Origin of the sequence: Pseudomonas sp. BR20, from assembly GCF_050780135.1 — a bacterium.
In the GTDB taxonomy this organism is placed as follows: domain Bacteria; phylum Pseudomonadota; class Gammaproteobacteria; order Pseudomonadales; family Pseudomonadaceae; genus Aquipseudomonas.
Genome location: NZ_CP172012.1, coordinates 5,930,713 through 5,944,687, shown reverse-complemented (window position 1 = coordinate 5,944,687; position 13,975 = coordinate 5,930,713). Strand labels below are relative to the sequence as shown.

Annotated in this window: 10 protein-coding genes; 7 read left to right on the top strand and 3 right to left on the bottom strand. The window is 60.9% G+C overall.

The window, feature by feature from the left end; genetic code table 11:
- The first annotated feature begins 73 nt into the window (after positions 1-73).
- The 4 genes from katB to ACHPFG_RS27340 are packed head-to-tail and all read left to right on the top strand — an operon-like array spanning position 74 to position 4,354.
- Entirely contained in the window at positions 74-1,615 is a 1,542-nt protein-coding gene (gene katB / locus ACHPFG_RS27355; RefSeq protein WP_145336627.1) for a catalase KatB, read from the top strand.
- Between the two features lie 54 nt (positions 1,616-1,669).
- On the top strand, positions 1,670-2,209 hold the full coding sequence (locus tag ACHPFG_RS27350; RefSeq protein WP_431700971.1) for an ankyrin repeat domain-containing protein: 540 nt from the start codon (positions 1,670-1,672) through the stop codon (positions 2,207-2,209).
- 35 nt (positions 2,210-2,244) lie between these two features.
- Positions 2,245-3,612: a DNA repair protein RadA gene (gene radA, locus ACHPFG_RS27345; RefSeq protein ID WP_024077502.1), complete on the top strand. Its 1,368-nt coding sequence runs from the start codon at positions 2,245-2,247 to the stop codon at positions 3,610-3,612.
- A 16-nt stretch (positions 3,613-3,628) separates the two neighbouring features.
- On the top strand, positions 3,629-4,354 hold the full coding sequence (locus ACHPFG_RS27340) for a hypothetical protein (RefSeq protein WP_431700970.1): 726 nt from the start codon (positions 3,629-3,631) through the stop codon (positions 4,352-4,354).
- A 4-nt stretch (positions 4,355-4,358) separates the two neighbouring features.
- Here ACHPFG_RS27340 and ACHPFG_RS27335 read toward each other — a convergent pair whose 3' ends face one another.
- Positions 4,359-4,727 carry a PilZ domain-containing protein gene (locus tag ACHPFG_RS27335; RefSeq protein WP_431700969.1) on the bottom strand — a complete coding sequence of 123 codons (369 nt, stop codon included), beginning with the start codon at positions 4,725-4,727 and terminating at the stop codon, positions 4,359-4,361.
- A gap of 174 nt (positions 4,728-4,901) precedes the next feature.
- Between ACHPFG_RS27335 and ACHPFG_RS27330 the strand changes: the two genes are divergently transcribed.
- From ACHPFG_RS27330 to yjiA, 3 genes are all read left to right on the top strand, one after another.
- Positions 4,902-6,968 (top strand): carbon starvation CstA family protein, encoded by a 2,067-nt coding sequence (locus ACHPFG_RS27330; RefSeq protein WP_053137912.1) that lies wholly within the window; start codon positions 4,902-4,904, stop codon positions 6,966-6,968.
- 15 nt (positions 6,969-6,983) lie between these two features.
- Positions 6,984-7,181, top strand: a complete 198-nt coding sequence (locus ACHPFG_RS27325; protein WP_003176208.1) for a YbdD/YjiX family protein — start codon at positions 6,984-6,986, stop codon at positions 7,179-7,181.
- A gap of 156 nt (positions 7,182-7,337) precedes the next feature.
- Positions 7,338-8,297, top strand: a complete 960-nt coding sequence (gene yjiA / locus ACHPFG_RS27320) for a GTPase (RefSeq protein ID WP_431700967.1) — start codon at positions 7,338-7,340, stop codon at positions 8,295-8,297.
- A 185-nt stretch (positions 8,298-8,482) separates the two neighbouring features.
- On the opposite strand, the gene glyA is transcribed toward yjiA, so the two are convergent.
- Together glyA and ACHPFG_RS27310 are read right to left on the bottom strand one after the other, a co-directional pair.
- A complete protein-coding gene (gene glyA / locus ACHPFG_RS27315) occupies positions 8,483-9,736 on the bottom strand; it encodes a serine hydroxymethyltransferase (RefSeq protein WP_053137906.1) in 1,254 nt (417 codons plus the stop codon).
- 230 nt (positions 9,737-9,966) lie between these two features.
- Positions 9,967-13,818: an EAL domain-containing protein gene (locus tag ACHPFG_RS27310; RefSeq protein ID WP_431700966.1), complete on the bottom strand. Its 3,852-nt coding sequence runs from the start codon at positions 13,816-13,818 to the stop codon at positions 9,967-9,969.
- Positions 13,819-13,975: the final 157 nt, after the last annotated feature.

Below are 13,975 nucleotides of genomic sequence, written 5' to 3'. Positions count from 1 at the left end.
TCTTCTGACTCGCGGGTCACTAGCCTCTGGCAAGCACGACTGAATGTGCACTAAAAAACCAGAGGAAACCTTGATGAAGAATCCAATCAATCGCGGCCCGGTATTGGCGCGTCATGTGCTGGTACTGGCGACCGCCAGCCTGCTTTCCCTCTCCGTGCAAGCCGCCAACCTGACCCGTGATAACGGCGCCGCGGTCGGCGATAACCAGAACTCGCAAACCGCTGGCGCCAACGGCCCGGTGCTGCTGCAGGACGTGCAACTGATCCAGAAGCTGCAGCGCTTCGACCGTGAACGCATCCCCGAGCGCGTCGTGCATGCCCGTGGCACCGGCGCCCATGGCACCTTCACCGTCACCGATAACCTCAGCGACCTGACCAAGGCCAAGGTCTTCGCTGCTGGCGAAACGACCCCGGTATTCGTGCGCTTCTCGGCCGTGGTGCACGGTAACCACTCCCCGGAAACCCTGCGTGACCCGCGCGGCTTCGCCACCAAGTTCTATACCGCCGATGGCAACTGGGACCTGGTGGGCAATAACTTCCCGACGTTCTTTATCCGCGATGCCATCAAGTTCCCCGACATGGTCCACGCCTTCAAGCCGGACCCGCGCACTAACCTGGACGATGACTCCCGTCGCTTCGACTTCTTCTCCCATGTTCCCGAGGCCACTCGCACACTCACCGAGTTGTATTCCGACTCCGGTACTCCGGCCAGTTATCGGGAAATGGACGGCAATGGTGTACATGCCTACAAGTTGATCAACGCCAAGGGTGAAGTGCACTACGTCAAGTTCCACTGGAAGAGCCTGCAAGGCATCAAGAATCTCGACCCCAAGCAAGTTACCGAAGTGCAGGGGCGTGACTACAGCCATATGACCAACGACCTGGTCACCCATATAAACAAGGGCGACTTCCCCAAGTGGGACCTGTATGTGCAGGTACTCAAGCCGGAAGACCTGGCCAAGTTTGATTTCGACCCGCTGGACGCCACCAAGATCTGGCCGAATGTGCCCGAGCGTAAAGTCGGGCAGATGGTGCTGAACCGCAACCCGGCGAATGTCTTCCAGGAAACCGAGCAAGTGGCCATGGCCCCGGCCAACCTGGTGCCGGGCATCGAACCGTCGGAAGACCGCCTGCTGCAAGGGCGGGTGTTCTCGTATGCCGACACGCAGATGTATCGACTGGGCGCCAATGCCCTGCAATTGCCGATCAATGCCCCACGGGTCACCGTCAACAACGGTAACCAGGACGGCGCGCTGAACTTCGGCAAGACCACCAGCGGTGTGAACTACCAGCCAAGCCGCCTGGAAAACCGTGAAGAGCCGCAAACCGCGCGCTACAGCCAGACGGCGCTGTCGGGCAGCACCCAGCAGGCGAAGATCCAGCGTGAGCAGAACTTCAAGCAGGCCGGCGATCTGTATCGCTCCTACAGCAAGAAAGAGCGTCAGGACTTGATCGACAACTTCGGCGGCTCCCTGGCCACTACCGATGACGAGAGCAAGCACATCATCCTGTCGTTCCTCTACAAGGCTGATCCGGAATACGGCACCGGCGTGGCCAAGGTCGCCAAGGGTGACCTGGCGCGCGTGAAGGCGCTGGCCGAAAAACTCACTGACTGACGTTGGTTTCGGTCGACGCCCACGCGGGCGTCGACCTCTGGCAGGAGAGAACTCATGCGTATTTCGATCGGCCTACTGATGACCATGCTGGCCTTTGTCGCCCATGCCGAGTCGCCCGACCCGGTCGCGCTCAAGGCGCAGCTCCAGGATTATTACTTCGACGCCGCCCGCCGTGGTGACCTCGACATGCTCAACACCTTTATCGACGCCGGCTTCCCCCTCAACACCCAGGACGACAAGGGCTACACGGCGTTGATTCTCGCCGCCTACCATGGTGAAAGCGCCTACGTGGAGCGTTTGCTCGCCGCCGGCGCCGACGCCTGTGTGCAGGACAAGCGCGGCAACACCGCGTTGATGGGCGCGATCTTCAAGGGTGAACTGAAAATTGCCCAGCGCCTGCTGGCCACCGACTGCAACCCCGACCAACGTAACGGTGCCGGTCAGACGGCGGCCATGTACGCCGGCCTGTTCAAGCGCCTTGAGTTGCTCGACGAACTCAAGGCCAAGGGCGCCGATCTCAATGCCGAAGACCCGGTCGGCAACAGTGCTTCACGACTGGCCAGCGGTGAAATCCGGACCCCGGCGTCGCGCTGAGCTATCATCGCGGTTTTTCGGTTGGAGGTTCTCAAATGGCAAAGGCCAAGCGCATGTACGGCTGCACGGAGTGCGGCGCGACCTTTCCCAAGTGGGCCGGCCAATGCACCGAGTGTGGTGCGTGGAATACCCTGACTGAAACCATGATCGAAAGCGGCGGCGCCTCGGCCCCCACCGGCCGCGCCGGCTGGACCGGGCAACAGGCGCAGATCAAGACCCTGGCCGAGGTCAGCGTTGAAGAGATCCCGCGTTTCTCGACAGCTTCCGGTGAGCTGGATCGGGTTCTGGGTGGCGGCCTGGTGGATGGTTCGGTGGTGTTGATTGGCGGCGACCCCGGCATCGGTAAATCGACGATCCTGCTGCAAACCCTGTGCAGCATCGCCAGCCGCATGCCGGCGCTGTACGTCACCGGCGAAGAATCCCAGCAACAGGTGGCCATGCGTGCCCGCCGCCTCGGTTTGCCCCAGGACCAACTGCGGGTCATGACTGAAACCTGCATCGAAAGCATCATCGCCACGGCCCGGATCGAAAAACCCAAGGTCATGGTGATCGACTCGATCCAGACGATTTTCACCGAGCAACTGCAATCGGCGCCGGGCGGTGTGTCCCAGGTGCGCGAGAGTGCGGCGTTGCTGGTGCGCTACGCCAAGCAGAGCGGCACGGCGATCTTCCTGGTCGGCCACGTCACCAAAGAGGGCGCGCTGGCCGGGCCACGGGTGTTGGAGCATATGGTCGACACCGTGCTGTATTTCGAAGGCGAGTCCGATGGCCGCTTGCGCCTGCTGAGGGCGGTGAAGAACCGCTTCGGTGCGGTGAACGAGCTGGGTGTGTTCGCCATGACAGACCGGGGGCTGAAGGAAGTCTCCAACCCCTCGGCGATTTTCCTGACCCGTGCCCAGGAAGAAGTCCCAGGCAGCGTGGTTATGGCAACGTGGGAAGGCACCCGGCCGATGCTGGTGGAAGTCCAGGCGCTGGTGGATGACAGCCATCTGGCCAACCCTCGTCGCGTCACTCTGGGCCTGGATCAAAACCGCCTGGCGATGCTGTTGGCGGTGCTGCACCGTCACGGTGGCATCCCGACCCATGACCAGGACGTGTTCCTCAACGTGGTCGGCGGGGTCAAGGTGCTGGAAACCGCGTCCGACCTGGCGTTGATGGCGGCAGTGATGTCCAGCTTGCGTAACCGGCCATTGCCCCACGACCTGCTGGTGTTCGGTGAGGTGGGCCTGTCCGGCGAAGTGCGCCCGGTGCCGAGCGGTCAGGAACGCTTGAAGGAAGCGGCCAAACACGGCTTCAAACGCGCGATCGTGCCCAAGGGCAATGCGCCGAAGGAAATGCCGCCGGGATTGCAGGTGATTGGGGTCACGCGCCTGGAACAGGCGTTGGATGCACTTTTCGAATAACCCAGGGATGGACGCCATGCAACGATCGAATCGCTTGGGTGTAGTCGCCCTGTTAATCGCCTTGGCCGGCTTGCCCGCCATGGCCTGGGCTGAGCTGCCAACGGGCTATCGCCTGGCGCAAACGCTGGTGACACCAGATGGCAGTGTGCTGCAGGTGCTCGAAGACCAGCGCATCAGCGCCCAACTGCACAAGGACAGTTGGGGCAGTGGGCTGGATGAAGACTCGTTCGACGAGCCCGGCGATTTGGTCGACAACCCGCTGCTCGAAGCCCAGGTGCGGTGGGTATCGGCCTCTGGCGAGGTGATAGCTCACGAAGACCTCGGCTACCCCTTGGCCGAGGTCAAGAAAGCCCCGCTCAAAGGGCTGCCCGAACCTGTGTATTTTTTGACCATCGACCAGACCGCCCCCATGGGCAGCTACAGCGGACCTGCCACGCAGCTGTTGCTGCCTGGCAAACAGCAACTCAAGCCGTTGAGTTACCAGGGCGCCGACGGCAAAGTCCAGGCGCTGACCCTGGCTCATACCGGCAAGGCTGCGTGGATGATCGCAACGCCAGCCAGTGGCGGCGCGGATGAACTGCTGCAGGTGTCGTCATTTATGGACGGCGACGGTGAGGACGACTTTGCCACCCGTTATCAGACTTATCGGTTTGTCGAAGGGCAGTGGCACGGCGCCGCAAGTCAGAAGAAGGGCTACTGGGACATGGAAAGCGAATTTCCCGCACGTACCGCGTTCCCCTGAGCCATCAAACTTCCAGCAACGCGGCCAGCTCCCGATCCAGTTCCTCCTGATCGCCCAGGTTCAACTCGATCAGCCGCCGCAAGTGGCTGATCGAGTCCAGGTCGATGTATTGGCACACGAAACCCAACTGACCAGGATCCTCGTGAGTCAGCTTCACTTGCATCTTTATATGGGCCTTTGGATCCAGACGAATATCGACGTCGAACGGCAGCGCCTTATTTCCCTTCCAGTCTTCAGGTCGTTGCGCCAACAGGCCCTTGAGCGACAAATCCACCAATTGCACTGGCCATTCGTTGCCGTTTTGCCGAAGTTCGGTCTTGGCATCAAAGGCGATCCGGCGAAAACGGCGGCGATCAGACGCTTGCTCGGTCATGGTGAAACCCTCTGTGGATAAAAGGATTGTAGCCCTGCGCCATCATTGGGCGGTTTTTTCTGTTTTTTTTACCGCTGCAAGGCTCTAGACCAACGTAGGGGGGTGGCCTTTAAGGCCAGTAGCGCTAAACTCCGGATGGCTGTCCTTTCTGTCCACCCTGGCTGGAATATAAAAATGAAAAATAATAATAGCCTGCTACGCCACTTACCCTGGCTGGTGCTGGCAATCGTAGGAGCGTGCGCCCTGGGCGTAGTGGCCTTGCGCCGAGGCGAGGCGATCAACGCCTTGTGGATTGTGGTCGCTGCCGTGGCCATCTATCTGGTCGCTTATCGCTACTACAGCCTGTTCATCGCTAATAATGTGATGCAACTCGATCCACGACGGGCCACCCCCGCAGTGGTCAACAATGACGGTCTGGACTATGTGCCGACCAACAAACACATCCTTTTCGGTCACCACTTTGCGGCAATTGCCGGTGCAGGCCCCTTGGTCGGCCCGGTACTGGCGGCGCAAATGGGCTACCTGCCCGGCACACTCTGGCTGATTGCCGGCGTGGTACTGGCCGGTGCGGTGCAGGATTTCATGGTCCTGTTCCTGTCCACGCGTCGTAATGGCCGTTCCCTGGGGGACATGGTTCGCGAAGAGATGGGTCGTATCCCGGGGACCATCGCGCTGTTCGGCTGCTTCCTGATCATGATCATCATCCTTGCGGTGCTTGCGCTGATCGTGGTCAAGGCCCTGGCCGAGAGCCCATGGGGCATCTTCACGGTGATGGCGACCATCCCGATCGCGATGTTCATGGGCATTTACATGCGCTACATCCGCCCGGGCCGCATTGGTGAAATTTCGATCATCGGCGTGCTGTTGCTGCTCGGTTCGATCTGGCTGGGCGGGCAGATTGCCGCTGATCCGGTCTGGGCCAAGGCCTTCACGTTCACCGGGATCCAGATCACCTGGATGCTGATCGGCTACGGGTTCGTGGCCGCGGTACTGCCGGTGTGGCTGATCCTCGCGCCACGTGACTACCTCTCTACCTTCTTGAAAATCGGCACCATCATCGCCCTGGCGATTGGCATCCTGGTCACCATGCCTGACCTGAAAATGCCGGCGCTGACCCAGTTCATCGATGGTACCGGCCCGGTTTGGAAGGGCGGTCTGTTCCCGTTCCTGTTCATCACCATTGCCTGTGGCGCGGTCTCTGGCTTCCACGCGCTGATTTCCTCGGGCACCACGCCCAAGCTGCTGGCCAGTGAAAGCCACGCCCGTTACATCGGTTACGGCGGCATGCTGATGGAGTCCTTCGTGGCGATCATGGCGATGGTTGCCGCTTCGGTGATCGAGCCAGGCGTGTACTTCGCCATGAACAGCCCGGCGGCAATCGTCGGCACCGACGTGGTGACCGTGGCACAAACCGTCAGCAGCTGGGGTTTTGCAATTACCCCCGAGGCGCTGTCGGCCGTGGCCCATGACATCGGTGAAACCACCATCCTCGCGCGTGCCGGTGGTGCGCCGACGCTGGCGGTGGGTATCGCGCAGATCCTGCACAGTGTGCTGCCGGGTGAAAACACCATGGCGTTCTGGTACCACTTTGCGATCCTGTTCGAAGCGCTGTTTATCCTGACTGCCGTCGACGCGGGCACCCGTGCCGGTCGCTTCATGCTTCAGGATTTGCTGGGCTCCTTCGTACCGGCGCTCAAGCGCACCGAGTCCTGGACCGCCAACCTGATCGCGACCGCCGGTTGCGTGGCCATGTGGGGTTACCTGCTGTACCAGGGCGTGATCGACCCGCTGGGCGGCATCAACACCTTGTGGCCGCTGTTCGGTATCTCCAACCAGATGCTGGCCGGTATCGCGCTGATGCTCGCCACCGTTGTGCTGATCAAAATGAAACGCCAACGCTACATCTGGGTGACCATGCTGCCGGCGGTATGGCTGCTGATCTGCACCACCACCGCAGGCTTCATCAAGCTGTTCGACGCCAACCCGGCGATCGGCTTCCTGTCGCTGGCGAAGAAGTACAGTGATGCCCTGGCGAACGGCCAGATCCTGGCCCCGGCCAAGAGCGTGGACCAGATGCAGCACGTGATCTGGAACGCTTACACCAACGCAACGCTGACTGTGCTGTTCCTGTTCGTGGTGTTCAGCATCCTGTTCTATGCGCTCAAGGTCGGCGTCGCCGCCTGGGGCAACAAAGAGCGTACGGATAAAGAAGCCCCGTTCCAGGCAGTACCGGACGCATAACCGAGGATTGCAAGCATGTTCAATGACATCAGTCGCCTCGGTAAATACCTCGGTCAGGCCGCGCGCCTGATGGTCGGCATGCCCGACTACGACACGTACGTCGAGCATATGCAAACCAAGCACCCGGACAAGCCGATGATGGACTACAAGGCGTTCTTCCGGGAACGCCAGGAGGCCCGATACGGCGGCAAGGGTGGGCCCAAGTGCTGCTGACCCGTTAGTTCGGGCTGGCGGTGTTCCACTGTGGGAGGGGGCTTGCCCCCGATAGCGGTGTCTCAGTGACACATAAGTGCCTGACACACTGCTATCGGGGGCAAGCCCCCTCCCACATTTGTTTTGTGTTTCTTCAGTTAATAAGGAGAACTGTTTTTGTCCTCTCCCATTCCCGTCACCGTCCTCAGTGGCTTCCTCGGCGCCGGCAAGACCACCTTGCTGCGCCACCTGCTCAAAGCCGAGCACGGCCTTAAAATCGCCGTGATCGAAAACGAATTCAGCGACGCCGGTATCGACACCCAGTTATTGGGCGAAGAACCGGTGCAAGTCATGACCCTGTCCAACGGCTGCGTGTGCTGCACCATCCACACCGACCTGACCAAGGCCCTCTATCTGCTGCTCGAGCGCCTGGACAGCGGCGAGATCGCCTTCGACCGCCTGGTGATCGAGTGCACCGGCCTGGCCGACCCGGCGCCGGTGGCCCAGACCTTTTTCATCGATGAAGAACTGCGCGAGCGCTACATCCTCGACGGCATCATCACCCTGGTGGACGCGGCCCACGCCGAGCACCACCTGACCCAGACCATCGCCCAGGCGCAGATCGGTTTTGCCGACCGGCTGCTGGTGAGCAAGCGTGACCTGGTGGACGACGCGACTTTCGACGCCCTCAGCGAACGCCTGACCCGCATCAACCGTCGCGCGCCGATTCGCGTGGTCGAGCACGGCAAGATTGATTTGGCCGAACTGCTCGATGTGCGTGGTTTCAACCTTAATGCCGGCATGAGCTTGCGCCCGGTGAGCAAGGCGCCGTCCATCGACCGTATATCCAGCCTAGTGTTGCGCACCGACCAGCCGCTGGATATCGACCGCCTCAGTGAGTTCATGAACGAACTGCTGGAAGACCATGGCAAGCAACTGCTGCGCTACAAAGGCGTGCTCAACATCGCCGGCGAAGACCGCCGCATGGTGTTTCAGGGCGTGCTGAAACTCTATGGTTTCGACTGGGATACCGAGTGGGCCGAGGGTGAAGTGCGGGAGAGTGTGATCGTGTTTATTGCCGATGAGTTGCCGGAAGACAAAATCCGCGAAGGCTTTGCCAAAGTCTACCAACCCTGACGTGTAATGCAGTCAACTGTGGGAGGGGGCTTGCTCCCGATGGCGGTGGGTCAGTAAACCTATATGTGACTGACACACTGCTATCGGGGGCAAGCCCCCTCCCACACTTGGGCGCATTTCAAACTGGACAATTGGCATAAAAAAGCCCGGCTCAAGAGCCGGGCTTCTTAGTCAAGCAACTGCAATCAAGCGCCGTATACCGGCAGTTTTTTGCAGATGGCCTTGACCTTCTCACGTACCGCGTCGATCACGGCTTCGTTGTTCAGGTCTGCCAGGATGTCGCAGATCCAGCCGGCCAGTTCCTTGCACTCTGCTTCCTTGAAGCCACGAGTGGTCACAGCCGGGGTGCCGAAGCGCAGGCCCGAGGTGACGAACGGCGAACGTGGGTCGTTCGGCACGGAGTTTTTGTTCACGGTGATGAAGGCTTTGCCCAGGGCAGCGTCAGCATCTTTACCGGAAATGTCCTGCTTGATCAGCGACAGCAGGAACAGGTGGTTTTCAGTACCGCCGGACACCACGTCAAAACCGCGTTCGATGAACACGCTGGCCATGGTCTGGGCGTTTTTCACCACTTGTTGCTGGTAGGTCTTGAACTCAGGTTGCAGTGCTTCCTTGAAGCAGATCGCTTTAGCGGCGATCACGTGCTCCAGTGGGCCACCCTGGGCGCCCGGGAATACGGCGGAGTTCAGCTTTTTCTCGATCTCGGCGTTGGCGCGCGCCAGGATCAGGCCGCCACGTGGACCGCGCAGGGTCTTGTGGGTGGTGGTGGTCACCACGTCGGCGAAAGGCACCGGGTTCGGGTAGACGCCAGCGGCGACCAGACCGGCTACGTGAGCCATGTCGACGAACAGGTAGGCGCCAACCTTGTCGGCGATGGCGCGGAAGCGTGGGAAGTCCAGGATCTGCGAGTAGGCAGAGAAACCGGCCACGATCATTTTTGGCTTGTGCTCGACCGCCAGGCGCTCGACTTCGTCGTAGTCGATCAGGCCGTTGGCATCGATGCCGTATTGAACGGCGTTGTACAGCTTGCCGGAGGAGGAAACGCTGGCGCCGTGGGTCAGGTGACCACCGTGGGCCAGGCTCATGCCCAGGATGGTGTCGCCGCCTTGCAGCAGGGCCAGGTACACGGCGCTGTTGGCTTGGGAGCCGGCGTGTGGCTGGACGTTGGCGTAATCGGCACCGAACAGTTCTTTTGCACGGTCGATGGCCAGTTGCTCAACCACGTCGACGTACTCGCAGCCACCGTAGTAACGCTTGCCTGGGTAGCCTTCGGCGTACTTGTTGGTCAGAACCGAACCTTGAGCCTCCATCACCGCAGGGCTGGTGTAGTTTTCCGAAGCGATCAGCTCAATGTGCTCTTCCTGGCGCACGGCTTCTTGCTCCATGGCGGCGAAGAGATCGGCGTCGTACTTGGCAATAGTCAAATCACGGCTGAACATGGCGGTCCTCAAGGATCGGGGGCAGAAAAGGAGGGCATTCTAACCCAATGGGTTTTAGATGGCATATGAAAGGACATCATGTCGCGGACAAGTGGGGCTCATCTCGGGATGGGTGGTGACTGTGCCGGCCTCATCGGGGGCAAGCCCCCTGCCACCTTTTGACTTGTGAATACATTCAAATGTGGGAGGGGGCTTGCCCCCGATGAGGCCAGTGGCTTCACCACAAAATCTCAGTCGAACATGAAGAGGGCATCATTGCTGAACTGCGCCTCGAACCGATGTGCCGGCATCGGCCGTCCAAACAGATAACCCTGCACCTCGTCGCAACCATGCTCGCGCAGGAAGTCCAGCTGCTCATGGGTTTCCACACCTTCGGCGATCACCGCCAGGTTGAGGCTGTGGGCCATGGCGATAATGGCGCGGGCGATTTGCGCATCCTGCTCGCCGGATGGCAGGCCATCGACGAAGGTGCGGTCGATTTTCAGCACGTCGATGGGGAATTGCTTGAGGTAGTTGAGTGACGAATAACCCGTGCCGAAGTCGTCCACCGCAATGCTCAGGCCCAGGTTTTTCAGGCTGTCGAGGATCTGCATGGCTTCGTTGACTTCGCGCATCAGGATACTTTCGGTCAGCTCCAGTTCCAGGCACGCCGGTGGCAGGCCGGTGTCCTTGAGGATGGTGGCGATGCGCGTGCCCAGCTGGCCGTCGGAGAACTGCCGCGCGGAGATGTTCACCGAGACTTTCGGCACCCGCACCTTGTTCTGGTGCCAGGTCTTGAGCTGGCGACAGGCTTCGCTGATCACCCAGTCGCCCACGTCCACCACCAGGCCCAACTCTTCGAGCACCGGAATAAAGTCCCCCGGCGGCACCAGTCCACGGCGTGGATGGCGCCAGCGCAGCAGCGCTTCGGCGCCGGTCAGGCGTTTGCCGTCGCCGCTGAACTGTGGCTGGTAATAGAGCACGAATTCGTCCTGCTCCAGCGCGTGGCGCAGGTCGCTTTCCAGCTCCAGGCGTTCCAGGGCGCTGGCGTTCATGTCGGCCTGGTAGAACTGGAAGTTGTTCTTGCCACGTTCCTTGGCGTGATACATCGCCGTATCGGCGTTCTTCATCAGCTGGCTCAGCTCGTTGCCGTCCTGCGGGCTGAGTGCAATGCCGATACTGGCGGTCACAAAGAACTCGCGACCCTCCAGCACAAACGGCTTCACCAGGCTGGCCAAAATCTGTTCGGCCACATGGATCGCGCGGTTCAGCGCCATTTCGCGGCTGACCCGCGGTTGCAGCAGCAAGGTGAACTCGTCGCCGCCCATGCGCGCCACGGTATCGTCTTCGGCGACGCAACCGAGCAGGCGGGTGGCCATTTCCTTGAGCATGCGGTCGCCGGCGGCGTGGCCCAGGGAGTCGTTGATCGGCTTGAAACGGTCGAGGTCGAGAAACATCAGCACCACCCACGACTTCTGCCGTTCGGCCGACTGCAACGCGGTGTGCAGGCGGTCCTGGAACAAGGTGCGGTTGGGCAGGTGGGTCAGGGCGTCGTAATAGGCCAGGCGGTGGATGCGCTGTTCGCTGGCCTTGCGTTCGCTGATATCGCTGAAGAAGCACACATAACTGGCCAGGTCGCCTTCATCGTCGAACACCGCCGTAATGCCGACCCAGGCCGGGTAATGCTCGCCGTTACGGCGCTTGAGCCACACTTCGCCTTCCCAGGTGCTGTGCTGGTGCAGTTGCTTGAGCACGTAGCGCAGGTGGGCTTCCTGTTGTTCGTCGACGGTGAGCATGTTCGGCAACTGGTCGAGTACATCACTCACCGCATAACCGCTGACCCGGCTGAACGCCTCGTTGGCCTGCACGATATAGCCGGCGGGGTCGGTGATCAGGATCGCCGACGTGGAGTGCTCGAATACGGTGGCGGCCATGCGCAGGTCTTTTTCGGCACGGCGTTGCTGGCTGATGTCGCGGCCCACGCCAAGGATGCCCTCGAAGGCGCCGTGCTCATCCCACACCAGCACCAGGCGCAGCTCGATCGGCACCTTGCGGCCATCGGCGCGCAGGCAGTCGAACAGGAACAATTGGGTCTGCACTTGATCGCGCAGTCTATTCAGCGCCTCGGGATCGCCCAGTGCGCGGCTGACCTGTTCCACCAGGCTATAGATGCCGGTCAGTTGCTGCGGGTTGGCGATGATCGACTGCCAGCCGTTCTTGAATACCCAGTCCACGTCATAACCCAGCACGGCGTTGACCGACGGGCTGACGTAGTTCAGGGCCAGTTGGCTGTCGGTGGAGCAGATCACGTCGCTGATGCTTTCGGCCAGCATGCGGTAGCGCTGTTCGCTGTCGCGCAGGGACTCGCTGGCTTCGATCTGGTCGGTGATGTCCTTGGCCACACCGATGATGCGCGTGACTTGCGCCGTCTTGTCCCGCGCCAGGGCCTGCTCGCGAATATCAAAGCGCCGCCATTGGTTATTGCGATGGCGAAAGCGCAACTGGCAGTGCAGCTGCGTCGTGTAGCCGACCTGGCGTTGCTGTTGGCGTAGATCGTGGTAATGCTCGGCGTCTTCGGGGTGCAGCAGGATTTCCCAGAAATACTCGCCCATTTGCTGCAGTTCGGCCTTGGTATAGCCGAGGGTATGGCCCAGATGGTGGTTACTGAAGATCATGCGCTGGCTGATCACATCCTGCACATACAGGTGGTCGGGCACGGTACGGACCACGTCCGACCAGAAGCTTTCACGTTCCACCAGCGACAGTTCGATCAGCTTGCGGCTGGTGATGTCGCTGATGCTGAGGATCACCGCCTTGAAGTCGTCCTGCTGTTCCGGCAGGCGCATCACCATCCAAAGGTACTGTTCGTTGCCGGCCACGTCCTTGAGCTGGATTTCCAACTCAAGCTGATTTTGTTGGGTCAGGACCGCTTCGAGTATCTGATGACCGATGGACGTGGTGTTGCGCGGGCAATCATCGATCAGCCGCTCCCACGCTTCCTCGCAGGAGCTCACTCTGAGCAGGCTCACCGCCACCTGGTTGATCTCGGTGATGCGCAGTTCGGTGAGCAACTGCCGGCATTCCTCGGGGGAAGTTTGCAGCCAGGCGTGCAGTTGCTCGCGGGTCTGCAAGTGCACCCTGCCAAAGAATGCATTCAGGCCCGACAAGTCAAGTACGCACAGCGCGACGCCGGTGCCTTCGAAAATATCCTGATACCGCCGCCGGCCTTCATGCACCTGGCGCTGGCGGCGACGCATATTCAGCAGCACGATCACGGGGATCAACGAGAAGGCCAGGCCCAGCAGGCATTTACCGATAAACGCCGGCAGCAATTGTTCCAGCACGGCTGCACGGTCGAACAACCCGCGCAACTGCCAGTCGCTTTTGCTCAAGGGCGTGACCAGCACGCTTTTATTCAGGTCATCCGGGGTCAGGGCGTCGCCCCATTGCGCCGGCATGCCGCTGTCACGGCTGACCACACGGTGGTTCAGGCGGTTCTCGATGGCCCACATGGGGCGCTGGCCCTGGCTGTCCTGGCGGGTCAGGTTGACCAGGTAGTTGGGTGCCAGGCGCAGCGCCCAGTACATCCTTGAGCCACCGCTGGGCTGGTGCAGCAGCAGATAGATGAGGGTGCCGTCGTCGTTATTGCTCAGGTAGTAAGGCTGGCCGTGGCTGCGCTGCACCAGCTCTTCCAGCCAGGCGCTGTCCTGGCTGTCATTGGCGCTGTCGCTGATCATCGCGCCGCTGGGCGCGAGCAGGGCGATACTGCGCAGTTCCGGCAGCGAGCGCTGCAACGTGCGCGTCAAGGCCTGTTGCTGTTCGATGTCGCGCGGCGGCTCGACCATCGGTAGCAGGTTCAGGGCAATTTTTGCGCTCAGGGCCATGTTCAGGCTGATCTGTTCAGCCAGGTCGGCGCTGTAGTCGATGGTGTATTGCTGCTGGTTTTTCTGGTTTTGCTGCAGTTGGTCCAGCAGTTGCCAGAACAATAACGCGAGCAGCAGGAGGACAAGCGTCGCCAATGCGCCTTTGAGGGTGCCGTGCAGGGGCGTTCCCGGCGCTACATGAGCGGCGCGCAAGGGAGTTGGCGGCGTGACTTTGGACAAGCTGTGATCCTGCGGTTTGGCTGGACTGGCGCGCGACGTGCACTATAAGCCGGACGCCCGAAGGGCGGCTAGCATGCCTTGACTTGTGGCAAAGTGCCAGCCCTGCTTGGCTGGACTGACCAAGCGCATTGAGGTAGCTTTGCCGGTTACGCGGTGG